This window comes from Pseudenemella bisphenolivorans, assembly GCF_051133435.1.
In the GTDB taxonomy this organism is placed as follows: domain Bacteria; phylum Actinomycetota; class Actinomycetes; order Propionibacteriales; family Propionibacteriaceae; genus JAAYAO01.
Window position 1 is genome coordinate 130,626 of record NZ_JBPGNY010000001.1, and the last position, 25,161, is coordinate 155,786.

Genomic DNA, 25,161 nt, shown 5'->3' on the forward strand with positions numbered 1-25,161 from the left:
AGCCCCGTTCGGGGGTGCCCACGGCCGGGCGGGCCCTGCGTGACATGATCGTTGGAGAGCAGCCGGCGATGTCATGGGGGGAGCAGTCGCGTGACCGAGGAGACCAAGCGCGTCTCGGAGTGGATCCGGGAGTTGACCGCCGAGATCGGACTGGACGATGTCGAGTTGGACGAGGATTCGATCCATATTCTGCTGGACCTGGCCCGTGACGTCGCCCATCAGGTGATTCGGCCGGCCACCCCGATCAGCACCTACCTGCTGGGTATTGCGGTCGGCCGCGGCGCCTCCCTGGGTGCGGTGGCTGCGAAGGCCACCGCCCTGGCCCTGGGGCACAATGACGACGACCACGATGATGAGGACGCCGAGATCTACTGAGTTCGCCGCGTAAGGTGTACTGGTGCGTCATCTGTGGAAGAAGTGGCTCGCCCTGCTGGTGTTCGTCGCCGTGCTGGGCACCACCTTCGTGATGTTGGGCAACTGGCAGCTCGACCGCTTGGAGCAGCGTCGCACCAACAATGCCCGGGTGATCGCCGCCGAGGAAGCCCCGGTACGTCCCTATTCCGAGGTGATGGGTGGCCCGATCGCCGAAGAGGATCAATGGCGGCGGGTTGAGGTGACGGGGCGCTACGAGCCCCAACAGTTCGTGGTGCGCTATCGCAACTACGACGGGCAGCCCGGCATCGAGATCGTCACTCCCTTGCGTACCACCGAGGGTGATCTGCTGCTGGTCGACCGTGGTTTCTGGCCGCGCGGTCCTCGGGAACTGACCGCCGCCGAAGTGCCACCGCCACCATCGGGTGAGGTGACCGTGGTCGGGCATGTGCGCCGCAACGAACGGGGTCCGGACCGGGCCACCGTGCCCGATGCCGAGGGACGCTTGCGGTTGATCAGTTCTCCGCAGATCTCACGGACACTGGGCACCGACGCCCTCGACGGGTACGTCACCCTGGTCGAGTCGAAGCCGGCCCAGGACGAGGTGCTGCAGCCGGTGCCGTTGCCGGAACTGTCCGACGGGCCCCACTTCTGGTACGCGGTGCAGTGGTTCCTGTTCTGCGGCATCGCGGTGGTCGGCGTGGTGATCTTCATCCGCAGCGATCTGATGGGCAAGAAGAAGAGCGGCAGCGACCCCGGTGACGACGAGGACGATCGCCGGCCCGCCTCGGCATCGGGCGATGCGAGCACCACGGGCGCGGACGAGGCGGAACTCACCACCCGCTGACGCTCAGCGTTGCCAACCGGTGTGCCACAGTTCGTCACCTCGGACGGTCGGGAACACGTTGCCCTCGGCCGACGCCGGATCGTCCGGAGGTGGTGCCTCGTGTTCGTGGCTCTTCACCACCCGGCCACGCAGCGCCAGGGTCAGGCCCGCGTAAGCAACCGTGAGGAACAAGCTGATGCCCAGGTAGCGGTCACCGGCACCCTCGAAGGGGGTCAGGTCGCCTATCCAGTGCCCGCCCATCAGGGCATCGAGAGCCAGCACGGCGGCACCGAAGGTGGCATTGGCCAACGCGACCAGCACCCGAGCCGATTGCGGGAACCAGGCCGAATCCCCGCGCGCGAACTCGTTGTCGGTGAGCAGCCGCCAGATCAGACCGACCAACAGGGCGCTACCGACCCCGAGCAGTCCGATCAGGGCGGTGAACGGTTCGAACACGATCTCGCGGTGCTCGAAAACAGCCAACAGCAGCAGCACGCTGAACAGTGCCAGGCCACGGTCGGCAGTCAGTTCACCACGAAGCAGCAACCAGCCGAAGACCAACAGTCCGGCCAGGGCGAGACCACCGATCACACCCTCGTACGACCAGGACACGCCCAGGACCGAATAGGTGACATCGGTGACCATCAGGCCGGCGAAGGCGGCCAGGCCCATGGGCATGATCCGGCGGCCCCGACCACTGAGCCAGAGGGCGGCGATCAGGGAGATCACAGCGGTGGTGTAGGACCGAATCATCGAAATCACCACACTGTTGGCCGACGCCTGGCTGCGTTGGGTCAGCCAGTCCACGCCGAAGGCATTGAGGATGGTGCCCAGCAGGGTGTCACCGATCAGAATCAGCGCCAGTAGTCCGGCCATCGCCGGCGCGATGTCGGTCCAGACCGCCGGGATGTCGTCGGGGTCGGGCCGGACGGCCTTGTCCCCGGTCGGCACCCGGTCGGCGCGCCAGGTAACCAACCAGCACAGGAGGAGCGGCGGCACCGAATAGGCGACCCCCGCCAACAACACCATCGGGGCATAGGACAGGTCACCGTTGACCATTCCCCAACCGGTGCGTCCGAAGAGGTAGATCAACAGCCCGACGAGCAGAGCGAAGCCGATCGGCAGTAGCCGCCGGCGCCAGGAGTTGAGGCCCTGCCACACCGTGGTCACCGTCCAGGTAACGGTCGAGGCGGTCAATTCGGCCATCGACGCGCCGGCCAGGAAGGCCACCGGTACGGCCAACAGCCACAGGAGGGCGAACACCTGAAGCGCCCCGGAGAACATCGCAAGGGGTCGCGCCGAGGGAATCGAGTTCGCGGCCACGATCAGGATCGGCCCGATCACTGCCGCACCGATCACCAGCAGGGCGACCACGAACTCCCACCAGGCGAAGCGGGCTCGCCAGCGAACGAGCATCAGGACGCACAGCAGAACCGCTCCGGTCACCGCAATGATGTCCGTGGCCTGCCATCCGTCGCCGAGGGTGACCGGCTGGACCAGCACCGCGACGGTCATCACGGTGATCGCCAGGCGCAGCCACCACACCATGTGCAGGCCGGCGGTGAACAGGGCCGCCAGCGCGAACAGCAGAATCGTCACCATCACCGGCATGACCATCACCGGGACGGTGAAGTTGAGCTGCAATACCAGATCGGTGCGAGCACGGATCGGCTGAGCGAAGACGGCCAAGGCCAGGGACAGCACGTACAGCGCCAGTCCGGCGATCACGATGGCCCGTAGCCCCGGTGACCACCCGGTATCGCGCAGGCGGCCATCGCTCACTTGGTCGACGATCACCCGACGGAACAGGAAGCGCAGCATGGTCCACGGCGACCAGGGCGGAAGGTCCGGCCCGGTCGGCGGCATCTGCTCCAGGGATTCGGTCCGGGAGGCCGGGTCCCGCCTGTCGGGTGGGGCTGTCGGCGGCTGTGCGCCCGCCGGCTGCTGTGGAGCCGGTGGATACTGTGGCCCGGGTTGAGACTGCGGCCCGGGTTGATACTGCGGGGCAGAGGGATACTGCGCTGGTGGCGGCTGGTGTGGTGGCCGGGCCGGGCGGTTCGGGTCGGGCTGCTGGGGCGGCCACGGGGGCGGACTGGTCATGGTTGCACCCACCATCCGGTCATCGTTTCGCGATCCAGGGCCCACACCCGGCCGGCGCCGACGGTGAGCGTGTCTGCCGGGGAACCTTCCAGCGACCAGGAATGCCGCTTGGTGCCATCGGTGCTCCACAGGTGGACCTGACCGTCGGCCAGGGTCAGGAAGCCGCCATCGATCGCCACCAGGGCCTGCTGCCCGGTCGGCACATCGGCGATCGTGGCGCCGGTGGTCAGATCGAGGAAGCGCATCCGGTTGGGAGTTCCGACCAGCACCCGGCCACCGCTGATCGCGAGGCGGTTCGGCACCGACAAGGTTGATTCCCACAGCATGTCGCCGGTGCGGGCGTCGATGGCGCTCACGCCCCCGGCCGCCACGAGCACCACGCCGTCGGCCAGGGCCACATCGGCGATCGGCTGTCCGAAGCCCACGTCGTCGGAGAGCAACTCTCCGGTATCGGCGTCCAGCAACAACAAGGTGAAGCCGGCGTCCACCGCAGCCACGCTCGTGCCGTCGGTGGCCAGCGGGTTGGCGATGCCCTCGTCGCTGGCTGCGGTGTTCCAGATCTCCTGACCGTTGCCGACGTCGAACATCCGTACCCGACCGTCCAGGGTGGCGACCGCGATCCGGTCCGGCCCGAGCGACACCGGGGCCGACATCGCCACGTCGGACAGGTCCGCGGTCCACCGCCGGGCTCCGTCGTCGCCGAACACCGTCAGGGTGCGCCGATTGGAGGTGGCCGTCGTCAGCCTGCCGTGGGTACCCACCGCGGTCACCTGCCCGCCGGCATGTCCGCGCCAGATCAACAGCCCGGTTCCGGCCGAGTAGTCGGCCCCGTCCTCGGCTGCGGGCAGAATGCTCATCACATCGCCGTTGAGCAGGTACGGCACATGGAGATAGCCGGTGTCGCCGGCCACCGGCGCCCCGAAGGGAACAACCAGCGCGGGTTGGGTGTCGAATGTCCCGTCGGTCTCGACCGCTGCGTCCAACCATCCGGTCTGCCATTGAGCCGGGTCCGATGCGTCGGCCTTCAGCAGCGGGGCGGATTCGCGATCCTCGGCACCGATCGGCCGAGGATCGGCCGGAGTGAACTCGTAGCGTTGTTGATTCCAGCGCCCGCTCTGCCGCACGATGCCGGCACCGGGGCACCACAGGGATTCCTCCTCGATTCGCAGATGCTCCATCTCCGTCTGCGAGGTGATCACCAAACAGCCCCGATCGGCCTCCCCGGCGTCGGCAGGGGTGCTCGCCGAGGAGGTATTGGTGTAGGGCTGCTGCACCCGGCGGACGATGTCGATCCGCGCTTCGCCCTTGGACTCCCAGCTCTGGTCAGCAGCGACATCGTGCGGCACCTCGCGGACCGGTGGATGGAACACGATGCCCCGCTCACCCCAGGACTGTCCGAACAGCATGGTGCCGCCGGTGGTTGCCTGGCGCAGGTGAACGCGACGATCCAACTCATCTCCGGTGCTCACCTGACGCCAGAAATGTGCCGTGCGCACGTCGCCCTCAGGGGGATACAACGACGCTGCCAACGGGGACGGGATGCCGACGATGGCTTCTTCACCGAGCAACCTCGCGTGCTCGATCACGCCTTGTTCAGTGGTGCTGTCGAGGGTGTAGTCGACATCCAGGGCGGCCCCGTCGACCGGCCAGAGATCGGTGGCCGCATTGTGTGGGAAGTCATCGGGGACGGCGGCGGAACGCATGGTGAGGGCGGCCATCGCGGCCAGGACGCCCAGCACCAACACCAGCGCCACCGGCAGTTCGTAGCGGCGCCGCCGGGCAGGTTTCTCGGGCTTCGGGGGTGGTGCGCCTTCGGGCTGCTGCTGCGGCGGGGCCGGGAAACGCGGCGGTGGTGGCGGTGGCGGTTCGGCAGGACGATGCCGGGCCCGGTCCTTGGCCCACTCGGGGGTGACCACGGCCGGCCCGTCCTGTTGCCAGGTGGGACGCACGCCACCGGCGGAGTAACCACCGGGCGGATCGGGCGCCATCACGTCTCCCCTCTGTGCACCGATTGCCGAAATCATGTGTGTCGACATGCACACTAGTCGCCCGCACCGTCCCTGCTCGGTAACTTGCCCGATCCGCGTCCGCACAGAGATGGGAGCGCCCACACAGCGGCCCGGCCGGGTAAAATGGGCCCATGGCCGAAACGAGAGCGGGATCGTCACTGGGTGAGTTGCTGCGCAAGCAGCGCGAACTCGCCTCGATTCCGATGCGGCAGTTGGCCAGGATGGCCGGTATTTCCGGCCCTTATCTGTCGCAGATCGAGCGCGGCCTGCGGGCACCGTCCGACCAAGTACTCGAGGCGCTGGCCACCAATCTGCAGATTTCGGCCGACGCGTTGCGCGCCCAGGCCGGGGTATCGGCCACCCGGGCCGGCACCGCCGCGGTGGTGGACGCGATTCGCGCCGACACCGCACTCACCGCCGCGCAGCGCAAGTCCCTCGAAGAGGTGTACCTGGCCTTCCTGGCCACCAACGAAGCCGGCGACTGACCGGCGCGGGTTCAGCCGAGGTCGCTCGCGACCCGCAGCAGCGGGGCCCACTGTTCGGCGAGCACGGTGCGGTCGAACAACAGATCGAGATGTCCCACGGGCGCGTCGGCGCGATGAATCAGTTCCGGACGCGTGGACACCACGTCCTCGATCGCCAGCAACTGGGCCGGTGGGCAGATCACGTCCTTGTCACCGGTGATCAGGAACAGCGGGCAGGAGATCCGGGACAGGTCCACCTGCTCATCGCCGATGCTCAACTCACCGCGAATCAGCTTGTTGGCGGCGAACAGTTCGTCCACGGTCCAGCGGACGAAGGGACCCGGCAGGTCTTCGGGGGTGTTCAGCCACCGGCGGACCGCGGCGTTCTGGGCCATCAGCTCGGGGCTACCGATCTCGGCCCACAGTTTCGCCGCCCGGGCACTGTCCTCGGTCCATTCCATGGTGCGCAGCAGGCCGGCCTGGAACATGCCCGGGTAGATCCAGCGGCCGCCGATCAGATCACCAGCCAGGTCGCTGATGCCGCCCAGGGCGCGGTAGGTAACCCGGCCGGGCAGATCGAGGCCGGCGTGGCAGTCGATCGGTGCGGCCCCCAGTGTCAGGGTCGCCACGCTGTCGGGGTCGAGGGCGGCGATGATCGCGGCCAGCCAGCCGCCCTGGGAGAAGCCGACCAGGTGTACCCGTCCGCCCAACTCGGTGATCGCCTCACGCACCACCTCGACATGTTCGATGATGCCGACCGAGGCGGTTTCGCCGGTGGCCGGGAACCATTCCAGGCTGTGGGTGCGGTGATGCCCGGAGGCCAGCAGGGTGCCGATCAGGCCGGCTGATTCGCTCAGGTCCACCCCGGACGAGGTCATTCCCGATCGGGGCGGCAGCACCAGGGTGGGCAGCCGGTCGGGTTCGTCGGCTCCGAAGTCGAGCAGCCGGGCGATCGGCCACTCGCGCACCACCTCGTGCGGGTGGGCGAAGGTGGGCGGGGTCGGGTCGAACATGGACGACCAGAAGTTGCCGGTATCGGTCCAGAACTCCACCGGCCCGGTCGGTCGAGTGGCCGCGTGGGAGAGATAGCCCGCCCAGCCCTCCACCAATTGACGGGTCAGGGTGAACGGGGTGAGCAGAACCCGCTGCAACGGTTGGGACATCACCACATCACCTTTTCACAATCGATCGGCATGCTGCCCGAAGATGTTGACTCTCCCGGAGATGACGATCGCCGCCGGATAGGACTCCGGCGGCGATCGGGTCTTGCTGTGGGGCGATCAGGTCACTTGAGCAGTTCGCGGGCCATGGTGGTGCTGGCGCGGGTCAGGCCCTTGGCCAGGTCGATCTGGGCGTTCACGATGTCGGCGAAGCCCGGAACCTTCACGGCCTCGGCCATCTTGGCCTGGGCGTCGAAGAGCATCTCGGTGTTCTTCTCGAAGAAGTCCAGGTTCTGGTTGCCGGCCTTCTTGGCGGCCTCGACGTAGAGGGTGTTCAGCTCGAACATCTTGGTGGTCGAGTCGTTGATCGCCTGCACCATGGTGTCGGTGTTGGCGGCGATGCCGGCCTCGAGCTTGGCAGCGGCGGCGTCGGCCTGGGCGATCGACTGGTCGGTCACCTTGGTGGCGGTCTGCGCAGCGGCGTCGGCGGCCTTGGTGGTTGCCTTGGTGGCGGCGTCGGTCACCTTGGTGACGTTCTGCACGGTCGCGTCGGCGGCCTTGGCGCCGGCCTTGGTGGTGGCCTCGGTGACCTTGGCGGCCGAAGCGGTGGCGGTGTCGGCAGCCTTGGCGAGGTTCTCGCCGGCGGCGTCGGCAACCTTCTGGGTGTTCTCCGCAGCGCTCTCGGTCAGCTTGGTGGTGTTCTCGACGGCCGCGTCGGCAACCTTCTGCGAGGTGGCGGCAGCGGTATCGGCGTTCTTGCGAGCGGCAGCGGCGGTCTTGGTCGCAGCGGCCGAAGTCTTGCTGGCAGTGGGCTTGCTGGTGGTGGTGGCCATTGTTTTCTCCTCTGGAGTGGGAATCGCTGTTAGCTATGTTAGCTACCGTTAGCTAACACTTCAAATCCAGGGAGAAAACTCCGGGTGAAGCCTCAGAAGACGTAGGTGCCGGGGGCGTCGTCCATCGGTTCGTACTTGCCGCCACCCATCACCGGCGGGTCGATCAACTCACCGGCGCGAGCCTTGGACCATTCGGCCCAGTCCTGCCACCACGAGATCGCCTTGCGTTCGGCCTTGGCCAGCCATTCCGCGCTGGTGGCGGGCATCTGCGAGGCCTCGGTGGGATCGCCCAGCACCTCGGTCCAGGCCTTCTTGCTCGGCGGGTTCACGATGCCGGCGATGTGTCCCCCACTGGCGCGCACATAGCGCACGTCGCCACCGAGCAGCGGCACCCCGGCGTAGGACGACTCCCAGGGCACGATGTGGTCGTTGATCGCACCGATGATGTAGACGTCGTTCTTCACCAGGTCGAGCCCGAGCCGTTGGCCGGCCATTTCCAGGGTGCCGTTGGCGAGTTCGTTGTTGTTGTAGAGGCTGCGCAGGTACTCGCCGTGCATCTTGCGCGGCATGTTGGTGCTGTCCTCGTTCCAGACCAGCAGGTCGAAGGCCGGCGGGTCCTCACCGAGCATCCAACGGGTGATCCAGTAGCTGTAGATCAGGTCGTGGGCGCGCAGCAGGTCGAAGGAGGTGGCGAGGTTCTTGCCCTCCAGGTACCCCTTGGCCTCCATCAGGGTGTCGATCTTGTAGACCGTCTCCGGGTCCGACATCAACCCCAGGTCACCGGTCTCGCTGTAATCCAGCAGGGTGTTGATCAGGGTGATGTTGCCGATCCGGTCGTCGCCGGTGGCGCTCATGTAGGCCGCGGTGATGGTGGCCATCGCCCCACCCAGGCAGACGCAGAGCAGGTCGATCCGGTCCTGCTCGGTGACCCCCTGCACCACGTCCAGGGCGGCGAGCACGCCCTGGGTCATGTAGTCGGCGAAGGACGTGTCGGCCATCGACTCGTCGGGGTTGCGGTACGAAATCATGAACACCGTTCGGCCCTGCTTGCCGGCCCATTCGACCAGCGACCGGCCCGGGTTGAGGTCCATGATGTAGTACTTGTTGATCCACGGCGGCACCATCAGCAACGGCGTGGCATGCACCTTCTCGGTGAGCGGCTCGTACTGCATCACCTCGATCAACTCGTTGCGGTAGATGACCTTGCCCTTGCTGGCGGCCATGTTCTCGCCGACGGTGAAGGCACCCTCGTCCACCCGCAGCGGTTTGCCGTCACGACGGATGACATCGTCGAGGAAGTGCGAGAAGCCCTTCATCAGGCTCTTGCCGCCGGTTTCCCAACTGCGCACGTGCACGTCGGGGTTGGTGAACGGGTTGTTGCACGGGGCGCTCATGTCCAGCACGATGCGGGCGAACTGGCGCGCCTTGCGGACGTTGAACTCGTCGGGGTCTCCCCCGGCCGCGATCAGATCGTCGACGTATTCGCCGGTGGCGACCCAGTACCGCAGCCACGCGTTGTACATCGGGTGCTGGGTCCAGGCCGGGTTCGACCAGCGCTTGTCCCCCTTGACCTCGGGCAGCGGCAACCCTTCCATGCCGGTGCTCACCCAGGCTGCCGACAGCGGCAGGGTGGCGAGTTGCAACCCGTACTTCGCGGTGGCGGTGGCCACTCCGACCGGGTTGGTGGCCGCCTTCTTGGCCACGTCCATGGTGGCGGAAAGCCACCCGAACGGATCGACAGCGGCACTGGCTCGTCGGGTGAGCTTCTTGATCACGGCGCTCCTAGGCTGGTTCGTCCACAGGTCCGAGGTAACGGAACACTATTGTGGCCACACATGCCGGGCGTTCCCCACCAGTCTCAAAGGTGAGGGTCGAGGTCAGTTGGTAGCCGCCGCGACACGGGGCCACGTCGTCGATCGTGGCGGTGGCGGTCAGCTCGGATCCGACCAGGACCGGGCTCAGGAAGCGCACCTTCTCCAACCCGTAGTTGATCACCTGATCGACCCCGGTGACCTGCAGCAGCGAGAAGTACAGCTCCACGCCCAAGGACAGGGTCAAGAACCCGTGAGCGATCGTTGCTCCGAAGGGCCCGTCCTTGGCGCGCTCGGTGTCCACGTGGATCCATTGCCGGTCCTCGGTGACTTCGGCGAACCAGTTGATCCGCTCCTGGGTGATCAGGATGGACTTCGAGCCGGACAGTTCGACCCCCTTCATCTCCGGCAGGCGTCGCAGGGGCACTCGGCGGGGTTCGGCTTGCTCAGTCATCGCGGGCGACCTCCTCGTCAGCACGTGATCATGATCACAACACTGTCATCGTCCCGCACTCCGGGGGTGCTGTCCACGCCCATGTCGGACGTGCCAGGATCCGGGCCATGGCCATCGATGCGGTGCTCGACCTGTTGCGCTGCCCGGTGTGCGGTGCCGAACTGCAGCGCCGGGAGGCGACCGTGGGTTGCCCGAGGGGGCACCGCTTCGACCTGGCCCGCCAGGGGCACCTCAACCTGTTGCGCAGCGCTCCCCCGGCCAATGCCGACACTGCGGAGATGGTTGCGGCCCGGCTCAGGTTTCTCGATGCCGGCCACTACCGGCCGATCCTGGAGGCAGTGGCCGAGTATCTCGACCCCGCGGGCGGGCAACGGTGGATCGAGCCGGGTGCCGGCCCGGGTTGGTATCTGAGCCGGTTGTTGGCCGACCATCCGGACGCGGTGGCGCTGGCCGGTGATGTCTCGGTGGCCGCCGCCCGGCGGGCTGCCAAGGCCGGCGACCGCATCGGTGCGGTGGTCTTCGACACCTGGGGTGACTGGCCGGTGGCCGATGCCTCCGCCGATCTGGTGTTGGTGATCTTCGCGCCCCGTCACGCCGCCGAGTTCGCCCGGGTGCTGCGCCCCGGGGGCCGGGTGATCGTGGTGACACCGAATGCCGATCACCTGTCGGCGCTGCGGCAGCGCCACGGCTTGTTGGAGGTGGCCGAGGCCAAGCTCGACCGGATCGCTGCCGATCTCGGTGCCGATTTCGACCCGGTCGGACGCGGCGAGGTGCGTGCGGACCTCTCACTGTCCGGCGCTGAGGTCGCCGATCTGATCGCGATGGGCCCCAATGCCTTCCACGGTGCTGCCAAAAACCACGGTGCGGCCAACGACCACGGTCCTGCCAAAAATCACGGTGCTGCCACCGATCCGGCCCCGATCGAGACCGTGCTGTCGGTGACGGTGAGTTGCTGGGTGCGACGGGAACCGTGATCGGGTTCCGGCCCGGCCGTCAGTCGGCCTGGCTGTCGCCCTTCTTGGCCCGCGGGCGCCGGTAGACGGTGAACACGTAGTCGGGGCACACCATCTGGCAGGCGGTGCAGCCGGTGCAGCCGTCGTGCAGCACCGGGTAGCGGTAGCCCAGGGCATTGCGGTCGGCGGACATCTCCAGCACATTCGGCGGGCAGACGGTGATGCACAGTTCGCAGCCCTTGCAGGAATCGACGTCGATCACCACGCCGCCGCGGGTGGTTCCGGCGGGAGTTTGTTCGGTGGTCATGATTGTCCTCCGGTCATCGTGGTGAGCAGGGCCTCGATCGACGGCAGGCGGCGGGCCACGAAGTCGTCGTCGTTGTGGTCGGCGGCGATGATGCCGCGCTGCACCAGGACGTCCAGGCCCTGTTCACCGGTCTGGCGGATGTGCTTGATGGCGGCCCGGGCAGCGGTGGCGGGGTCGCGGGTCTGCAGGGCCTCGAACTCTTCTTCGAGCAGTTTCTGCTGGCCGGCGAGGTCCTCGTCGACCGCCACCGAGGAGACGGCCACCACCAGCCCGACGAAGGTGCGCAGCATCGCCCGCAGGTGCGGCCCGGCGACCCTTCGGTTGATCAGCCGGCGGAACTCGCGGGCGTGTTGTTCGTAGTCGCGGGTGTTGGTCGCGGCCAGCGCCTGGGTGACCGCCTCGCCCAGCAGGTCGAGGTACTCGCCCTCGACCTCGGGGGCGGCCAGTTGGGCGGTCAGACCGCTGAGCAGGGCATAGAGGGTGACTCCTTCGCGCACCCGCTCGGCGTTGATGTCACCCAGGAAGGCGCCGCGATGGAAGGGCATCCGGACGGTGCCGTCGCGTTCCAGCAGCACCAGCGCCTCGCGCACCGGGGCCCGGCTGACGCCCAGTTCGTTCGCCACGGCGTCCAGGTCGATGCGGTCCCCGGGCTTGAGCCGGCCGGCGGTGAACTCCCCCAGCAGGTAATCGGCGACCGCTTCGCTGGATTTGACCCTGCGCAACGCGGGCATCAGTTCTCACCGCCCGGACGCTTCAGCACACCCATCGGGTAAACCTGCTCCATCGATTGCTGCTGGTAGTTCGGGCCCTCACCGGCGGGGACGAACCAGCCGGTCGGGCACATGGTGAGGATCTCCACCAGGCTGAGCCCGTTGCCGTCGAGCTGGCTCTGCAGGGCTTCCTTGATCATCTTCTTGGTGCGGGTGACGCCGCCGGGGTCGCCGACGTGACCGCGGGCCACGTAGCCCGAGCCCTCCAGGGAGGCGACGAGGTCGGATACCGGAATCGGGTAACCGTGCGTGCTGGGGTCGCGCCCCTCCAGGCTGGTCTTGGTGCGCTGACCGACCACCGTGGTGGCGGTGGCCTGCCCGCCGGTGTCACCGAAAACGCCGTTGTTCAGCAGGATGCAGGTGATGTTCTCGGCCCGGGCGGCGCTGTGCAGCACCTCCTGGAGTCCCTCGTTGACCATGTCACCGTCACCTTGCAGGGTGAACACCACCGAGTCGGGACGCACCCGCTTGATGCCGGTGGCGCACGAGGGTGCGCGGCCGTGCAGGCACTGCAGCACATCGATGTCCATGATCCGCACGAAGGAGCCGTAACAGCCGTGCCCGACCACGCCGATCGAGCGATCGACGATACCGAGGTCCTGCAGTGATTCCATCAGCAGCCGCAGGGCCACCGGTTCACCGCAACCGGGGCACAGCGAGTGGGCACCCAGAATCAGGCTCGGGTTCGGGTCGGCAACCTTGACCGTCCCCTCGGGGGCGGTGCTGCTGTCGACGATCGGCAACTGCTTGCTGGGGGCACTCATTGGTTCGCTCCTGCGGTTGCGGTTTCACGGCTGTCGAGCTGTTCCAGGATCAGTTGGCGCACCACGGGGGCGTCCATGATGTCGCCGAAGTTCATGCCGGTGTGGTCGACGCTGACCCGGCCGATGAAGGTGACCTGTCGGCGCGGCACCCACTGGTACACGTCCTCGAGGCACTGACCGGCGTTGGCCTCGAAGACCAGCACCCGCTTGCCCTCGGCGACCCGTTCCAGGGCCGGCCCGGGGAAGGGCCACAGGGTGACCGGGCGGAAGACGCCGACCTTGTGCCCGGCCTTGCGCAGTTCCCAGACCGCCTTCTCGGCGAACAGGGCGCCGGTACCCCAGGCCACCACGATGGTGTCGGCGTCGTCGCACCACAGTTCTTCGTGGCGCTGTTCCATGCCGTCGATCTGGTTGAACTTCTCGGCGATGTAGCGCCAGTGGGCGTCCATCTCGGGTCCGGGATCGGTGACCTTGCCCATCGCCCAGGTCCACACCTGGCGCGATTTGCCGGTGCCCGACATCGACCCGTCCAGGGCCCAGTCCTTGGCTGGCAGTTCGTCGAAGTCGAGCTTCTTGATGTGGATGCCGACGGTGGTGCGCGCCATCAGCGGGTCGCCGTAGACGATGGCCGGGGCGCGGTATTTGTCGGCGAGGTGGAAGGCGAGTTGGGTGTGCTCGACCGCCTCGTGCACGTTCTTCGGTGCCAGGGTGATGGTGCGGTAGTCGTTCCAGCCGCCACCCTTGGTGCACTGGAAGTAGTCGGATGCGCCGCGGGCCAGGTTGAACACCACGAAGGGGGTTTCGTTCAGCGCCGCCTCGGCGATCGCCTCCTGCATCAGGGCGATGCCCTGGCCGCAGGATCCGGTACCGGCCCGGGCGCCGGCGGCCCCGGCACCGAGGGTCATGTTCACGCCCTCGATCTCGGACTCGGCGTTGATGCACACCCCGCCGGCTTCGGGCATCATCGCCGACAACGATTCGAGCAGGCCGGTGAACGGTGACATCGGGTAGCCGGCGAAGAAGGTCATGCCGGCGGCAATGGCCGATTTGGCGATCGCGGCGGTGCCTTCGAGCAATTCGAGTTCTTCGCTCATGCCGGTACTCCTGTCAGGTCGTGGCCGGCCACGGCGTCACGGCCGACACCCATGGCCTCGATGTTCTTCGGAACCGCCTGCTGCCGGTAGGGCGGGATCAACTCGCGCATCGCATCGACGAGGATCTCGTGGTCGACCAGGCCGTAGAGGGCGTTGAAGGCGGCGGCCAGGATCAGCCCGCTGGTCTGCGGGGAGCCGATCTGCTTGGCCAGGTCGGCCGCGGGTACCTCGATCACCCGGGCGCCGGCCGGAATCACCGACTGGTCGACGATCGAGCTGTTCACCATGCACAACCCACCGGGCAGCAGCCGTTCACAGGCACGCTCGCTGAACTTGTGGTGCGACAGCACGATGGCGTCGGTCTCTTCCAGAATCGGCAGGGCGTTCACCGGCTTGTCGTCGATCACGAAGCTGGTGGACGACGGGCCGCCGCGCATCTCACCGCCGTAATCGGCCGCGAGCATCGCATGACGACCGGCCTTCGTCGCGGCCAGCGCCAAGGTCTTCGACAGCAGCTGAATGCCCTGTCCTCCGATGCCCGAGACGGTTACCGCCAGAGGCAGCGTGTTTCTGGTTGAGTCAGCCATGAGCCCTCCCATCAGGTTTGAATACAATATACATTACGTTGTGATGGTGGCCAGCCCCTTGCCCCGGCCACCGGAAAACGGACCCGAACCAAGGAGCCGAGCGTGCTGGCAGCCCGACTACATTCCTTCGGCGATCTGCGCATGGAGGACGTCCCCTCCCCCGCCGTGGGTCCCGACGAGGTGCGCATCGGGGTTGCCGCAGTGCAGTCGAGTGTCACCGAGGCCCTGCTCGCGATGGGCGAACCGATCACCCTGCACGATCACCTGGCGAAGCGGTTGGCGGCCGGGCCGGTGCTCTTCGGTGGGCACGAGTTCGCCGGGGTGGTGACCGAATGCGGTGCCGAGGTCGACCGTTGGCGGCCCGGGGATCGGGTCACCGCGATCGAGACCGTGCCCGGCCCGTCCGGGATGCCGGAGTATCTGGGGTTCACCCGTGAGGGGGCCTTCGCCGAGGAGGTGGTGGTACCGGCGGCCAATGTGGTGGCCATTCCCCCCGGTGTCAGCGCCTCGGCCGCGGCCGGGGTGCAGCCGCTGGCCGGCGCTCTGCACGGTCATGCGGCACTCCACGTGCAGCCCGGTGAGGCGCTGGTGGTGATCGGCTGTGGGGTGATGGGGCTGTTGGAGATCCAGGTGGCCCGGCACGGCAATGCCGGGCTGATCATCGCGGTCGGACGCAGCGAGGCCAAGCGCGAGTTGGCCGCCCGTCTCGGTGCCGATGTGGTGCTCGATGCCCGCAGTGACGATGTCGCCGCCGAGGTGGCCGAGCTCACCGCGGGCCTGGGGGCCGACGTGGTGGTCGAGGCCGCCGGTGGCCCGCCGGGAGCCGGGTTGGGCGGTGATTCGACGCTGGAATTGGCGCTGCGCTGTGTGCGGCGCGGCGGCCGGGTGCTGCTCGAGGCGGTCTATGACAACAAGGCCCATTTCCCGCTGGACCTCGCCCGGGAGCGGGTGGTGAACGTGTTGCACCCCAACACCGGATCGGGTGGCTACTCCGCGTCCTCGTCGGTCTTCGATCATGCTCTGCGGCTGATCGCCCGCGGAGATGTGGACACCGAGGCCCTGGTCACCCACCGCCTGCAGGGTCTGGAGTCGATTCCCGAAGCGGTGGCGATGTCGGCCGGCAAACACCAGCACAATGCGATCAACCCGCCCCAGGTGTTCACCGACCTGGCCTGGGACACCGTGAACCGGGACAGCGTGAACTCGGATATCAGCAGCAACCCCGCGAGCAGTAATGAGGAGCCCGCATGACCCGCCCCCGACCCGCCGGACCCGCCTCGGGCACCTCCGGGATGTTGATCGGTTCGGTGATCGATGCCGCCGTGCGCGCCCGACCCACCCACATCGCCGCCACCCTCGGTGAGGAGGCGATCACCTTCGCCGAGTTGGACGCCCGGGCCGAGGCACTGGCCGACAATCTGGTCGCCGAGGGGCTGCCGGCCGCCGGTGATGAGGAGGTGCCGTTGGGGATGGTGGCCTGGGTCTGCCGGACCCACCTGGACAGTTTGGCCGCGCTGCTGGCCTGTGGCCGGCTCGGGGTGGTGTTCGCACCGGTCAACCCGAACTACACCCCGTCCGAACTGGCCCCGGTACTCGATGTGCTGCAGCCGAATCTGGTGGTGCACGACGCCGCGATTCCGGCCGGGTCGAGCTGGCCGTCGGTGACCCGCGAGGAGATCATGGCCCGGCGCTCACCGGCCCGCGGCGAGGATCTGCCCGAACCGGCCCCGACCGACCCGCACATCGCCTATCTCACCTCCGGCAGCACCGGCACTCCGAAAGCGGTGCTGGTGTCACACCTGGCAAGTTGGCTGCGGTCCTCCCCCGGTGGCGGCACCTTCTCCACCGGGGTGCGCGGCGTCGGTGGGGTGATGTGCACCTTTCCGCTGTATCACTACGGCGGCTGGCATTACGCGATCGAGGCCTGGCTCAGCCATACCGCGATTCACTTGGTTGCCAAGGCCGATGCCGAGCTGATCCTGGAGTCGATCACCAGGCACCGGGCCACCGCCCTGTACAGCATTCCGGCGGTGTGGGAGCGGATCCTGGCCCACCCGGGCGATTGGGATCTGTCCAGTCTGAAGCATGCCGACTCGGGTACCTCCCCGCTGGCCGACGGGCTGTTGGACGCGATCAAGGAGCGTTGCCCGAATGCGACCACGTCGGTGCTCTACGGCTCGACCGAAGCCGGCCGGATGACCGGCCTGCAGGACTGGGAACTGGCCGACCACCCCGGCTCGGTGGGCCGGGCGGCCTTCCCCGGGGTGGTGTGGTGCGATCCCGACACCGGCGAGGTGTGCTTCCGCGGGCCGACGGTGATGAACGGTTACCTGCGCGATCCCGAGGCCACCGCCGCAGCGATGCGCGACGGCGCGTACCTGTCGGGTGATCGTGGCGTGATGGACGACGACGGGTACCTGACCCTGGTCGGACGCACGAAGGAATTGGTGCGCACCGGAGGCGAGTTCGTGGCCCCCTCGGAAGTCGAGGCGGTGTTGCGGGAGCATCCGCGGGTGTCGCTGGCCGGGGTGATCGGGCTGCCCGATCCGACCTGGCACGAGATCGTGTGCGCGGTGATCGTGCCCGCAGACCCGGCCGACCCCCCGACCCTGCCGGAGTTGCGCGAGCACCTGACCGGCAAGCTCGCATCGTTCAAGCATCCCCGACAGTTGGAGATCGTCGACGAGCTGCCCCTCACCCCCGCCACCGGGCAGATCCAGCGCTCGAAACTGCGCGCCCGGTTCAGCGCTCGGGGTTAGTTCTGGGGGTGCCGGCAGGGCTGGGTCGGCTTGGTTCGGGGGTCAGTTCGGACGGCTGAACGGGTCGTCGGTCTTGGAGGCGACGATCTCGCGGAACCTGTCCATCAGCGGGTGTTGCCGCGTGCTGCCCAGAGCCGTGCTCACCTCGTGGCAGATCACCTGCAGAAACGGCAGGTACGCCAGGGTGAGCACCCGGGCGTCCGGAGCTTCAGGCACCACCAGCGCCTTCGGATCGTCGACGAAACTCTCGTCGGCGGTGAGGATGAAGGCCCGGTCGGTGACCTCCCCCACGGCCCGGTACACCAATCCGACCCGTTCGGAACTGGCGTCGTTCGGGTCGAGGAAGAACACCGTGTAAGTCGGGTCGAGTTGCATATTCGGGCCGTGGATGAACTCCTCGACCTCGTAGTGGAAGCTCGGCACATGCACGGTTTCGGCGATCTTCATCGCCATCTCAAGCCCGAGGGTTTCACTGGGGCCGCTGCTGCACACGTAGGTGGTGCCCATCGAGGTGAGCGCTCGGTTATGCCGCTCGACGAAGTCCCGGCTGCGTCCGATGAGGTCTTCGTAGGTGTCCGCGACCTGTTGCAGGGCCGGCAGCGGCGATGCGTCACCGCTGATCTCGACCGCGGCCAGGATCAGGAACATCGTCAGTCCGGCCAGGCCCCGGGTGACATAGGGAACCTCTTCGACCCCGGCGCCGTAGTCGATCACGTGATCGCACACCTCGGCGATGTCGGCCGTCGGGTCGGCGGTGACGCCGACGGTCGTCCCGCCGAGTTCGCGCACGGTGCGCAGGGCCTCGATCGCGTTGGTGCTCTGCCCGCTCTGCGACACCACCAGCACGAGCTCGTCCGGGGCCAGGCCCCCGTGGTAGTAGGTGAAGGCGTGGGGGGTGACCACGCCGACCTCGGCGTTCAGTAGCTCGCGCAACAGCGGCTCGGCGGCCAGGCAGGCGTGGTAGCTGGATCCGGATGCGACCAGCCGCAACCGTCGGGGATTGCGGGCCCGATACAACTCGACCAGGTCACCGGTGAGCGCGGCCCGCTCGGCCGGCATCCGGCGCAGCAGCCCCGGGGTGTCGAGGATGTAGTCGAGCATGGTCGGCTGAGTCATCGAAGGCCCTCCAGATCTCGGGATCCTTCGACGCTATCAACCCCTGTGACGCCGGCTGATCACCCCTGGTGCCGGATCAACGCCTCGCGGATCTCGTCGGGAATCGGGGCCTTCTGTTCGGCGAAGAAGGCGACGGTCATCGTCGCGTAGCCGGTCAGTTCACCGTCCAGTTCGTAGTCGAGCCGTATCCGGTAGGAGGTGGTGCCGATGTGGTCGACGCGCAGCACCAGGTCGAGTTGGTCGAACAGATGCACCGGACGCAGATAATCGACGGTGATCGCGCGGCAGGCCGAGCGCACCCCGAAGCGGGACTCGTATTCGGGGTCGCGGAATCCGTTGCTCAGCAGCCAGGCGGTGTGCAGCCGTTCCAGGAACGGCACCCAGGATGCGTAGTAGATCACCCCGGCCGGGTCGGTGTCGGCATAGGTCACCAGGTGCCGGCGCCGCAGCAGTTCGCTCATGTCTGATCCATTGCCAGCGCGCCGAGGGCGATCGACCGAACCTCCCGTTTGGCGAGTTTGCCGCCCGAGGAGCGCGGTAGGTCGCCGTGGGTGACCACGTACTCCGGCCACGATTCCCGGCCCAGGCCGCTGCCGGCCAGGTGCTCGGTCAGTTCGGCCAGGGTCAGTTCTGCCCCGTCGTGGGTCTCCACCACCGCGCAGACCTTCTCGCCGAACAGCTCGTCCGGCACCGGCACCACCGCGGCCAACCCCACCCGGGGATGGGATTCGACCGCCGCCTCCACTTCCAGGGCGGAGATATTCTTACCGCCGCGGATGATGATGTCGGTTTTGCGGCCGACCACCCGGAGGAAGCCGTCGGTATCGACGGTGACCAGGTCGGCCATCAGCATTCGGCCGTGCGGGCTGTACAACTGGTCGTTGGCTGCCTCGTCGCCGTGATACCCCAGCGAGTTCAGTGGCCCGCGGGCGGCCGGCTGGCCGGGGGTGAGCGGGTCGGTGATGATCTGCCCGGCCTCGTCGTAGACCGCGACGTCCATGCACTCGATCAGACGTCCGGCGGTGGCCAGCCGCTGCTCGGCGGTCATGTCGGGGGTGGTCATGCTGGCCGCGCCGATCTCGTTGGAGCCGAAGAACTGCAGCACGACCGAGTCGGTGTACTCCTCGAACTCACGCGCCTTGGCGGCCGGTACGGCTTCACCGCCGGAGTACATCACGCGCAGGGAACTGAAGTCGGTCGAACCGATCGCCGGGTCGTTGAGCATCATCTTGAACTGGGTGCTGACACAGGCGATGAAGGTGATCTGCTCGCGCTCGATCAGTTCGAGTGCCTTGGTCGCGGTGAACCGGGCCGTCAGCACGGTGCGCGCGCCCAGGTACAGCGGCGCGTAGTGGGAGGTCCACAGGCCGAAGCCGAAGGGGCCGGGGACGAAGCCGCCGAAGACCTCGTCGTCACCCAGGCCGGCCGACTGTTGTGCCATCACCGCGAAGGCGAACCACTGGTTCGCGGTGTGTGCGACCCGCTTCGGCAACCCGGTGGTGCCCGAGGTGGAGTTCAGCAGCGAGAAGTCGTTCGGGCCGAATCCCTCCCCCGGCTCGCGTGGGGTCGGCGCCGGTGCGCCGTTCAGGCACACCACCTCGAACTCTTCGCCCATCAGCAGCAGGTAACGCAGATCGACCCCGCGTTCCCGAAGTTGTTCGGCGATCGAGCGGGTGTCCTGACCGCGATGGTCGGCAGTGGTGATCAGGGCCTGTGCCCCGGCGCCGCGCATCAGGTGCGCCAGTTCCTCGACCCGGGCCCGGGCGCCCACCCCCAGGGCCACGACGCGGGCACGTTCGGCGGCCACCAGAGCCACATGAAACTCGAAGGAATCGTCCAACCACACCGCGGCTGAGGCTTCGGCGTCGATGCCGAGTCCTGCCAGGGTGCGGGCCAGGTCGTCGGCCGCCCGGTGGTAGTCCGACCAGGTGTGCCGACCCTGATCGTCGACGATCGCGATCTCGTCGGGTTTCCGCTCGGCCCAGTGGGCCAGCAGTTCACCGCAGGAGTCGCTGATCCACCACCCTTCGGCCTCGTAGCGTTCGATCAGGCTCGGGTGCACCGTGAGGTTCTCACCCAGGCCGCGTGCCGGCCCTTCGCTCATCTGGGTTCCTGCGTCTCGTGTTCGCTGATTGCCTCGTAGTCCACCGGACGATCGCTGGCGATCGCCTGGTCCACGATCGCTTCGGCGTCCTCCACCTCACGGTGAATGATGCCCATCGCTCTTTGGTACTGCCGGTCCAGGTCGGTCAGATTGTCCGCCTCGCTCACCACGCGTCCACGTAACAGCACATACCCACGGTCGATGATGCGCCGCACGGGCGTGATCGACGGATCGGCAGTCAGTACCGCGACCCCGGAGTCCGCAAGTTCGCGGACGGTCGCCGACAATTCCTGGACGATGCGTGGCGCCAGGCCGGTCATCATCTCATCGAGCAACAGCACCTGCGGGTTGGCCATCAATGCACGGGTGACCACCAACATCTGCTGCTCACCACCCGACAGCACGCCGGCGTAGGCGTTCGCGCGGTCGTGCAGGATCGGGAACCGATCCATCGCCTCACCCACCGCGTTGGTCGGCAACTTCAAGAACTCGGACATCACCCGCAGGTTTTCGCGCACGGTCATCTTCGGGAACAACTGCCGTCCCTGTGGCACCAAGGCGATCCGGCGGGCCCGATCGCGCGGCGACATGCGCGCCACGTCGTCGCCGTCGAGCGTCACCGTGGCATTGGTGGCGATGGATCCGTAGATCGCGAGCAGCGCGCTCGACTTGCCGGCGCCATTCGGCCCGACCAACCCTGTCATCTGCTGGGAGTCGACTCTGAGATTCAACCCGTCAACGGCAATCGCGTTGCCATAACGCACCGAGAGATCATTGACCATCAGTTCGTGGCTCATCAGTCCGCCGTCCCGAAGTAGACCTGCTTCATCGTGTCGCTGGCCAGGCATTCTTCCGGGTCACCGTCGAAGACCACCGCACCGCGATCCATCAGCATCACTCGATCGACAAGGCCGGCAAGCAGATCGACATTGTGGTCCACCAGGATCACTCCGAAGCCCCGTTCCTGCACCTGGCGGATCGCGTCAACGATGCCGGCGATACCAGTGGGGTCGGCGCCGGCGAAGGGCTCGTCGAGCAACATCACGATTGGTTCCTGGGCCAGCGCCCGACCCACCTCGACCAAGCGTTGTTCGCCCAGGGTCAGATCACCGCACATCCGGTCCAGATCGGTGATGCCCAGTTCGGTGCCGACGGCCGCGGCGGTGTCGTAATCGCCATCGGGGCCGGTGATCATGCTGGTGAACAGCCGAGCCACGATGGCCGGCAGGGAGCCCAACCGTTTGGCTGTTACCCCGGTCGCCAGAACCTCGATGATCCGCAGGTCGGGCGGGAGTTGCGGATGTTGGAAGGTCCGTGCCAGGCCCATCCGGGCCCGGCGCGATGCCGGTCCGGCGAGCTTCTCGTCACGCAGTCGCAGTTCACCGGAGTTGGCGACCTGCGCCCCGGTGATGAGGTCGACCAACGTTGTTTTTCCGGCTCCGTTGGGGCCGACCAGGCCGAGCACTTCACCGGCATGTACTTCGATGGAGACGTCCTTGACCGCGATGACTCCACCGTAGGACTTGTTCAGGCCCCGGCCCGACAACAACAGTTCGCTCATGCCGACCGCTCCTTGCTGATCATCCGGCGCACGAACCGCCAAGCACTATCGATCCAGCCCAGCACCCCGCCGGGGGCGGCGAGCATGACCACCAGCACCGCGATCGCCAGGATCAACTGGCCGCTGGCCGCCCAAGGGAAGTTCAGCGTCAACTGCACCACCAGGAATGCGCCGAGGACTGCGCCCCAAGCGCTGAGCCGTCCGCCGATCAGGGGCATGAAGATGGCCAGGAAAACTACATGCAGAGTAAAAGTTTCCGGGGTGATTCCGCGCACGAAGGTGGCAAACAGGGAGCCGCCCAGGGAGGCGATGCCCGCGCCCACCCCGAGGCACACCGTCACCAGAGTGCTGGTTTTCACTCCACCGGTGTCCACCGATAGCCGTTTCTCATGCATCGCTCGCACGGTGGCCCCGAAGGGGCTGCGCCGCATCCGCTCGACGAGCACGGTCACCAGCCAGACCAGCACCAGGGCCATCACCACCTGCACCGCACGGCTGGGTTCCCAGCCGAAGAAGCTGACCCGCGGAATGTTGCCGATCCCTCCGGCACCACCGCTCCATTTGGAGACGCCGGCCCAGTATTCGAAGGCGGTGCCGAACAGCAGGGTCACCGCGGCGAGAAAGAATCCCGAAAGTCGACGGGTGGCCAGCGAAAGCACCACCGCGATGATCACCGCGGCGATGATTCCCAGCAGCCACCCCACCCAAATCGGCAACCCGGTGTGCGCGGCGATCAGGGCCACCCCGTAGGCGCCGAGTGCGGCATAGGCGTTGTAGGCCATCGACATCGTGCCGGCCATCACGAAGGGGATGTACATACCCAAGGCGATCAGCGCATAGGTGCAGGTCAGCACGATCATGTCGTGGCGTGAGGCCATCCCTCCGGTCCACAGGAAGACCAGCAACAGTGCGGCAGCCGCCACCAGCGGTGGCCACCTGTCGCCGGCCCGGGAGAACTTGTAGGTCGTCGTCGGTGTGCTCATGCCCGGACCTTTCGCACGAAGATGCCCTCGGGTTTGAAGGCGAAGAAGATCACACCGAGAAACAAGATCATCGTCTGCGGCCCCAGAGTGGCGAAGTAGAAGGGGGTGAATACTTGGACGATGCCCAAGATCAGCCCCCCGATCAGAGGTGCATAGATCCGTCCGGTGCCGCCGATCACCAGGGCGAGGAAGCCTGTCAGCGTCCAGCCCAGCCCGGCTTGGAAGGAAATGCCCGACTTACTGGAGAACAGAACTCCGGCGACCCCTGCCAACAGGCCACCGAGCATGAACGACACCAGCCGCACCCGCGACACGGGCAGGCCCAGGATCCGGGCGGCGTCACCGTTATCGCCGACCGCCCGCAGCAACCGTCCCGTGGTGGACTTCGACATCCACAGCCCGACACCGATGAAGGCCACCAAGGTCACCCCGATCAGCAACGCCGAGGTCGGGAACAGGTAGACATCTCCCAGTTCGATGGGCGACCCCTCGACCAGACGCACCCCGGGCAGCGGCACCCGGCCGAAGGCCACACCTGCTGCCTGTTGGACCGCGAAGAGCACCGCAGCAACAGCCACCAGGGCTGGCAGCTCCCCGCGTCCGGACTTCTTCTGGACGGGGCGCACGACCACCAGTTCGGTGACGGCCGAAACGGCCACGACCAGGAGCACGCCGACCAGTGCCGCCAGGATGGGAGGCCAGCCGAGGTTCACGATGAACCAGGAGGCGCTGAGGCCACCCACCATGGCGTACGGGCCGAGGGCGAAGTTGAAGAAGCCGGAACCGATCAGGATCAGGTAGTACGACAGAGCCAGCAGCCCGAAGAAGCACCCGATCTCCAGTGCCGACAGCCACAGTTGTGGATCGGTCATCAGCGAATCAGCACTCGGGCTGGTAGTCCGGCCACGGACCCGAGGGCTCGTTGTTGGCACCGAACTCGGTCAACACCAAGCCGCACAACCCGTCGGTGCCGAGCTTCTTGTCGGCCGACCAGGTGATGGTCATGTCCTTCTGACCGTAGTGTCCGGGCTGCTTCTCGATCTTGTCGAGAGCCTTCTTCAGTTCGGCACTGTCGGTGGTGCCGGCTTCCTCAATGGCAGCCTTCAGCAGGTAGACCGAGTCGTAGGCTTGGGCGTCGAAGGCGGTCAGCCGGTAGTCGGGCTCGCCGCGGCGCTTGCGGAGTTTGTCCTGCAGTTCCAGGGTCGATTCCTTGGTCATGTCCAGCGAACCCATGAACACGACACCCTCGAGGGCGCCGGGGTTTGCTGTCTTCCAGACTTCGGGCTGGTTACCCAGTGAGGCCAGCGAGAAGCGCATCACATCGGGCATCTGCTGGGCGGCGGTGTTGTGGAACAGAACCTCGATATTGCCGCCGACGCTGGTGACGATGATGACATCGGGGTTGGCATTCTTGGCGCGGGCAACTTGGGCCGACACGTCGGAAGCATCCATCGGTGCCTTCTCGTAGGCCACGATGTCGACACCACACTCGGCCTCCATACCCTTGATGATCATCTCGTTGAGGCCCTCGATGGTCGGGGTGCTGTCCGAGAGCAAGGCGACCTTCGAGAAGCCCTTGGCTTCGAAGGCGCCGCAGTAGGCCTTGGCCCAGTCTGCGGTCGAGTTGGCCAGAGCGTACATGTAGGTGTTGTCCGGCGGTTCGACCACGGTCTGCGCCGTGGCGATCGAGGCGATGGTGATCACCTTGTCCTGTTCCACCACCGGCTTGGCCTGGACGAGCGCAGCAGTGCCGGTGAGGGTGAACAACACATCGGCACCGTCGTCGAGCAGCTTACGGATCACCGTGGGGGTCTTGGTCGGGTCGGATTCGTCATTGCCGACGATGACCTTCACCGGTCGACCGAGAATGCCGCCGTTCTCGTTGATCTCGTCCACGGCGTCGCGGACCGTCCGGCCGGCGATCGGACTGTAGGAAGAACCGGGTCCGGTGCTGTCCTCGTTGATGCCGAATACGATCGGATCACCCTTCAACTCGGGCGTCTCGCCCTTCTCCGGTTCGGTGTTGCCACCACCGCCACACGAGGCCAATACCAACGCGGCCAGACTGGCCGCGATCACAGCACCTTTGCGCATGTTTCTTCCCTCTCGGTTCACCTGCCCGGGCAGGTTCGAA

25 protein-coding genes are annotated in these 25,161 nt (G+C 67.0%); 6 read left to right on the forward strand and 19 right to left on the reverse strand.

The features are described 5' to 3' along the window. The first annotated feature begins 90 nt into the window (after nt 1–90). Nucleotides 91–375: a DUF6457 domain-containing protein gene (locus ACR4XW_RS00635; protein ID WP_434758575.1), complete on the forward strand. Its 285-nt coding sequence runs from the start codon at nt 91–93 to the stop codon at nt 373–375. Nucleotides 376–397: 22 nt separating this feature from the next. Then, nucleotides 398–1,219 (forward strand): SURF1 family cytochrome oxidase biogenesis protein, encoded by an 822-nt coding sequence (locus ACR4XW_RS00640; RefSeq protein WP_434758576.1) that lies wholly within the window; start codon nt 398–400, stop codon nt 1,217–1,219. Between the two features lie 3 nt (nt 1,220–1,222). On the opposite strand, the gene ACR4XW_RS00645 is transcribed toward ACR4XW_RS00640, so the two are convergent. Both ACR4XW_RS00645 and ACR4XW_RS00650 read right to left on the reverse strand, forming a co-directional pair. Further along, a complete protein-coding gene (locus tag ACR4XW_RS00645) occupies nt 1,223–3,064 on the reverse strand; it encodes a hypothetical protein (RefSeq protein ID WP_434758577.1) in 1,842 nt (613 codons plus the stop codon). 230 nt (nt 3,065–3,294) lie between these two features. After that, nucleotides 3,295–5,286: an outer membrane protein assembly factor BamB family protein gene (locus ACR4XW_RS00650; RefSeq protein ID WP_434758578.1), complete on the reverse strand. Its 1,992-nt coding sequence runs from the start codon at nt 5,284–5,286 to the stop codon at nt 3,295–3,297. Nucleotides 5,287–5,438: 152 nt separating this feature from the next. On the opposite strand from ACR4XW_RS00650, the gene ACR4XW_RS00655 reads away from it, so the two are divergent. Continuing rightward, nucleotides 5,439–5,792, forward strand: a complete 354-nt coding sequence (locus ACR4XW_RS00655) for a helix-turn-helix domain-containing protein (protein ID WP_434758579.1) — start codon at nt 5,439–5,441, stop codon at nt 5,790–5,792. An 11-nt stretch (nt 5,793–5,803) separates the two neighbouring features. On the opposite strand, the gene ACR4XW_RS00660 is transcribed toward ACR4XW_RS00655, so the two are convergent. The 4 genes from ACR4XW_RS00660 to ACR4XW_RS00675 form a co-directional block, all read right to left on the reverse strand. Then, nucleotides 5,804–6,934, reverse strand: a complete 1,131-nt coding sequence (locus ACR4XW_RS00660; protein ID WP_434758580.1) for an alpha/beta fold hydrolase — start codon at nt 6,932–6,934, stop codon at nt 5,804–5,806. Nucleotides 6,935–7,056: 122 nt separating this feature from the next. Next, nucleotides 7,057–7,764, reverse strand: a complete 708-nt coding sequence (locus tag ACR4XW_RS00665; RefSeq protein ID WP_434758581.1) for a phasin family protein — start codon at nt 7,762–7,764, stop codon at nt 7,057–7,059. Nucleotides 7,765–7,856: 92 nt separating this feature from the next. Then, nucleotides 7,857–9,539: a PHA/PHB synthase family protein gene (locus tag ACR4XW_RS00670; RefSeq protein ID WP_434758582.1), complete on the reverse strand. Its 1,683-nt coding sequence runs from the start codon at nt 9,537–9,539 to the stop codon at nt 7,857–7,859. Between the two features lie 7 nt (nt 9,540–9,546). Then, nucleotides 9,547–10,029, reverse strand: a complete 483-nt coding sequence (locus ACR4XW_RS00675; protein WP_434758583.1) for a MaoC family dehydratase — start codon at nt 10,027–10,029, stop codon at nt 9,547–9,549. A 107-nt stretch (nt 10,030–10,136) separates the two neighbouring features. On the opposite strand from ACR4XW_RS00675, the gene ACR4XW_RS00680 reads away from it, so the two are divergent. After that, a complete protein-coding gene (locus ACR4XW_RS00680) occupies nt 10,137–11,003 on the forward strand; it encodes a putative RNA methyltransferase (protein ID WP_434758584.1) in 867 nt (288 codons plus the stop codon). Between the two features lie 19 nt (nt 11,004–11,022). On the opposite strand, the gene ACR4XW_RS00685 is transcribed toward ACR4XW_RS00680, so the two are convergent. The 5 genes from ACR4XW_RS00685 to ACR4XW_RS00705 are packed head-to-tail and all read right to left on the reverse strand — an operon-like array spanning nt 11,023 to nt 14,504. Further along, a complete protein-coding gene (locus tag ACR4XW_RS00685) occupies nt 11,023–11,289 on the reverse strand; it encodes a 4Fe-4S dicluster domain-containing protein (RefSeq protein ID WP_434758585.1) in 267 nt (88 codons plus the stop codon). Further along, on the reverse strand, nt 11,286–12,020 hold the full coding sequence (locus ACR4XW_RS00690; RefSeq protein ID WP_434758586.1) for a GntR family transcriptional regulator: 735 nt from the start codon (nt 12,018–12,020) through the stop codon (nt 11,286–11,288). Before ACR4XW_RS00690 ends, ACR4XW_RS00685 begins: the two co-directional genes overlap by 4 nt. Then, nucleotides 12,020–12,823 carry a thiamine pyrophosphate-dependent enzyme gene (locus ACR4XW_RS00695; RefSeq protein WP_434758587.1) on the reverse strand — a complete coding sequence of 268 codons (804 nt, stop codon included), beginning with the start codon at nt 12,821–12,823 and terminating at the stop codon, nt 12,020–12,022. The genes ACR4XW_RS00690 and ACR4XW_RS00695 overlap by 1 nt, the downstream gene beginning before the upstream one ends. After that, a complete protein-coding gene (locus ACR4XW_RS00700) occupies nt 12,820–13,917 on the reverse strand; it encodes a hypothetical protein (protein WP_434758588.1) in 1,098 nt (365 codons plus the stop codon). The genes ACR4XW_RS00695 and ACR4XW_RS00700 overlap by 4 nt, the downstream gene beginning before the upstream one ends. Beyond that, on the reverse strand, nt 13,914–14,504 hold the full coding sequence (locus ACR4XW_RS00705) for a 2-oxoacid:ferredoxin oxidoreductase subunit gamma family protein (RefSeq protein ID WP_434758589.1): 591 nt from the start codon (nt 14,502–14,504) through the stop codon (nt 13,914–13,916). The genes ACR4XW_RS00700 and ACR4XW_RS00705 overlap by 4 nt, the downstream gene beginning before the upstream one ends. A 102-nt stretch (nt 14,505–14,606) precedes the next feature. Between ACR4XW_RS00705 and ACR4XW_RS00710 the strand changes: the two genes are divergently transcribed. Then, nucleotides 14,607–15,755 carry a zinc-dependent alcohol dehydrogenase gene (locus ACR4XW_RS00710; protein WP_434758590.1) on the forward strand — a complete coding sequence of 383 codons (1,149 nt, stop codon included), beginning with the start codon at nt 14,607–14,609 and terminating at the stop codon, nt 15,753–15,755. Further along, entirely contained in the window at nt 15,752–17,263 is a 1,512-nt protein-coding gene (locus ACR4XW_RS00715) for a class I adenylate-forming enzyme family protein (protein ID WP_434758591.1), read from the forward strand. Before ACR4XW_RS00710 ends, ACR4XW_RS00715 begins: the two co-directional genes overlap by 4 nt. Before the next feature lie 42 nt (nt 17,264–17,305). Here ACR4XW_RS00715 and ACR4XW_RS00720 read toward each other — a convergent pair whose 3' ends face one another. Genes ACR4XW_RS00720 through ACR4XW_RS00755 form a run of 8 tightly spaced genes read right to left on the reverse strand, consistent with a single transcriptional unit; the run spans nt 17,306 to nt 25,121 of the window. Then, the gene (locus ACR4XW_RS00720) at nt 17,306–18,379 is read right to left on the reverse strand and encodes an SIS domain-containing protein (RefSeq protein ID WP_434758592.1); all 1,074 of its coding nucleotides are present in this window, start codon (nt 18,377–18,379) and stop codon (nt 17,306–17,308) included. 59 nt (nt 18,380–18,438) lie between these two features. Continuing rightward, nucleotides 18,439–18,840, reverse strand: a complete 402-nt coding sequence (locus ACR4XW_RS00725) for an acyl-CoA thioesterase (protein ID WP_434758593.1) — start codon at nt 18,838–18,840, stop codon at nt 18,439–18,441. Then, a complete protein-coding gene (locus ACR4XW_RS00730) occupies nt 18,837–20,483 on the reverse strand; it encodes a class I adenylate-forming enzyme family protein (RefSeq protein ID WP_434758594.1) in 1,647 nt (548 codons plus the stop codon). The genes ACR4XW_RS00725 and ACR4XW_RS00730 overlap by 4 nt, the downstream gene beginning before the upstream one ends. Further along, on the reverse strand, nt 20,480–21,280 hold the full coding sequence (locus ACR4XW_RS00735; RefSeq protein WP_434758595.1) for an ABC transporter ATP-binding protein: 801 nt from the start codon (nt 21,278–21,280) through the stop codon (nt 20,480–20,482). The genes ACR4XW_RS00730 and ACR4XW_RS00735 overlap by 4 nt, the downstream gene beginning before the upstream one ends. Next, entirely contained in the window at nt 21,280–22,044 is a 765-nt protein-coding gene (locus tag ACR4XW_RS00740; protein WP_434758596.1) for an ABC transporter ATP-binding protein, read from the reverse strand. The genes ACR4XW_RS00735 and ACR4XW_RS00740 overlap by 1 nt, the downstream gene beginning before the upstream one ends. Continuing rightward, entirely contained in the window at nt 22,041–23,027 is a 987-nt protein-coding gene (locus tag ACR4XW_RS00745; protein ID WP_434758597.1) for a branched-chain amino acid ABC transporter permease, read from the reverse strand. Before ACR4XW_RS00745 ends, ACR4XW_RS00740 begins: the two co-directional genes overlap by 4 nt. Beyond that, on the reverse strand, nt 23,024–23,899 hold the full coding sequence (locus tag ACR4XW_RS00750) for a branched-chain amino acid ABC transporter permease (protein ID WP_434758598.1): 876 nt from the start codon (nt 23,897–23,899) through the stop codon (nt 23,024–23,026). Before ACR4XW_RS00750 ends, ACR4XW_RS00745 begins: the two co-directional genes overlap by 4 nt. Nucleotides 23,900–23,906: 7 nt before the next feature. Then, the gene (locus ACR4XW_RS00755; RefSeq protein WP_434758599.1) at nt 23,907–25,121 is read right to left on the reverse strand and encodes an ABC transporter substrate-binding protein; all 1,215 of its coding nucleotides are present in this window, start codon (nt 25,119–25,121) and stop codon (nt 23,907–23,909) included. Nucleotides 25,122–25,161: the final 40 nt, after the last annotated feature.

What these genes read in the sequence shown, in the direction of transcription:
- ACR4XW_RS00645 (WP_434758577.1), bottom strand. Translation starts at nt 3,064, where the DNA reads ATGCCGCCGACCGGGCCGGACCTTCCGCCCTGGTCGCCGTGGACCATG.
- ACR4XW_RS00650 (WP_434758578.1), bottom strand. Translation starts at nt 5,286, where the DNA reads ATGGCGCCCGATCCGCCCGGTGGTTACTCCGCCGGTGGCGTGCGTCCC.
- ACR4XW_RS00655 (WP_434758579.1), top strand. Translation starts at nt 5,439, where the DNA reads ATGGCCGAAACGAGAGCGGGATCGTCACTGGGTGAGTTGCTGCGCAAG.
- ACR4XW_RS00660 (WP_434758580.1), bottom strand. Translation starts at nt 6,934, where the DNA reads ATGTCCCAACCGTTGCAGCGGGTTCTGCTCACCCCGTTCACCCTGACC.
- ACR4XW_RS00665 (WP_434758581.1), bottom strand. Translation starts at nt 7,764, where the DNA reads ATGGCCACCACCACCAGCAAGCCCACTGCCAGCAAGACTTCGGCCGCT.
- ACR4XW_RS00675 (WP_434758583.1), bottom strand. Translation starts at nt 10,029, where the DNA reads ATGACTGAGCAAGCCGAACCCCGCCGAGTGCCCCTGCGACGCCTGCCG.
- ACR4XW_RS00680 (WP_434758584.1), top strand. Translation starts at nt 10,137, where the DNA reads ATGGCCATCGATGCGGTGCTCGACCTGTTGCGCTGCCCGGTGTGCGGT.
- ACR4XW_RS00685 (WP_434758585.1), bottom strand. Translation starts at nt 11,289, where the DNA reads ATGACCACCGAACAAACTCCCGCCGGAACCACCCGCGGCGGCGTGGTG.
- ACR4XW_RS00690 (WP_434758586.1), bottom strand. Translation starts at nt 12,020, where the DNA reads ATGCCCGCGTTGCGCAGGGTCAAATCCAGCGAAGCGGTCGCCGATTAC.
- ACR4XW_RS00695 (WP_434758587.1), bottom strand. Translation starts at nt 12,823, where the DNA reads ATGAGTGCCCCCAGCAAGCAGTTGCCGATCGTCGACAGCAGCACCGCC.
- ACR4XW_RS00700 (WP_434758588.1), bottom strand. Translation starts at nt 13,917, where the DNA reads ATGAGCGAAGAACTCGAATTGCTCGAAGGCACCGCCGCGATCGCCAAA.
- ACR4XW_RS00705 (WP_434758589.1), bottom strand. Translation starts at nt 14,504, where the DNA reads ATGGCTGACTCAACCAGAAACACGCTGCCTCTGGCGGTAACCGTCTCG.
- ACR4XW_RS00715 (WP_434758591.1), top strand. Translation starts at nt 15,752, where the DNA reads ATGACCCGCCCCCGACCCGCCGGACCCGCCTCGGGCACCTCCGGGATG.
- ACR4XW_RS00720 (WP_434758592.1), bottom strand. Translation starts at nt 18,379, where the DNA reads ATGACTCAGCCGACCATGCTCGACTACATCCTCGACACCCCGGGGCTG.
- ACR4XW_RS00725 (WP_434758593.1), bottom strand. Translation starts at nt 18,840, where the DNA reads ATGAGCGAACTGCTGCGGCGCCGGCACCTGGTGACCTATGCCGACACC.
- ACR4XW_RS00730 (WP_434758594.1), bottom strand. Translation starts at nt 20,483, where the DNA reads ATGAGCGAAGGGCCGGCACGCGGCCTGGGTGAGAACCTCACGGTGCAC.
- ACR4XW_RS00735 (WP_434758595.1), bottom strand. Translation starts at nt 21,280, where the DNA reads ATGAGCCACGAACTGATGGTCAATGATCTCTCGGTGCGTTATGGCAAC.
- ACR4XW_RS00740 (WP_434758596.1), bottom strand. Translation starts at nt 22,044, where the DNA reads ATGAGCGAACTGTTGTTGTCGGGCCGGGGCCTGAACAAGTCCTACGGT.
- ACR4XW_RS00745 (WP_434758597.1), bottom strand. Translation starts at nt 23,027, where the DNA reads ATGAGCACACCGACGACGACCTACAAGTTCTCCCGGGCCGGCGACAGG.
- ACR4XW_RS00750 (WP_434758598.1), bottom strand. Translation starts at nt 23,899, where the DNA reads ATGACCGATCCACAACTGTGGCTGTCGGCACTGGAGATCGGGTGCTTC.
- ACR4XW_RS00755 (WP_434758599.1), bottom strand. Translation starts at nt 25,121, where the DNA reads ATGCGCAAAGGTGCTGTGATCGCGGCCAGTCTGGCCGCGTTGGTATTG.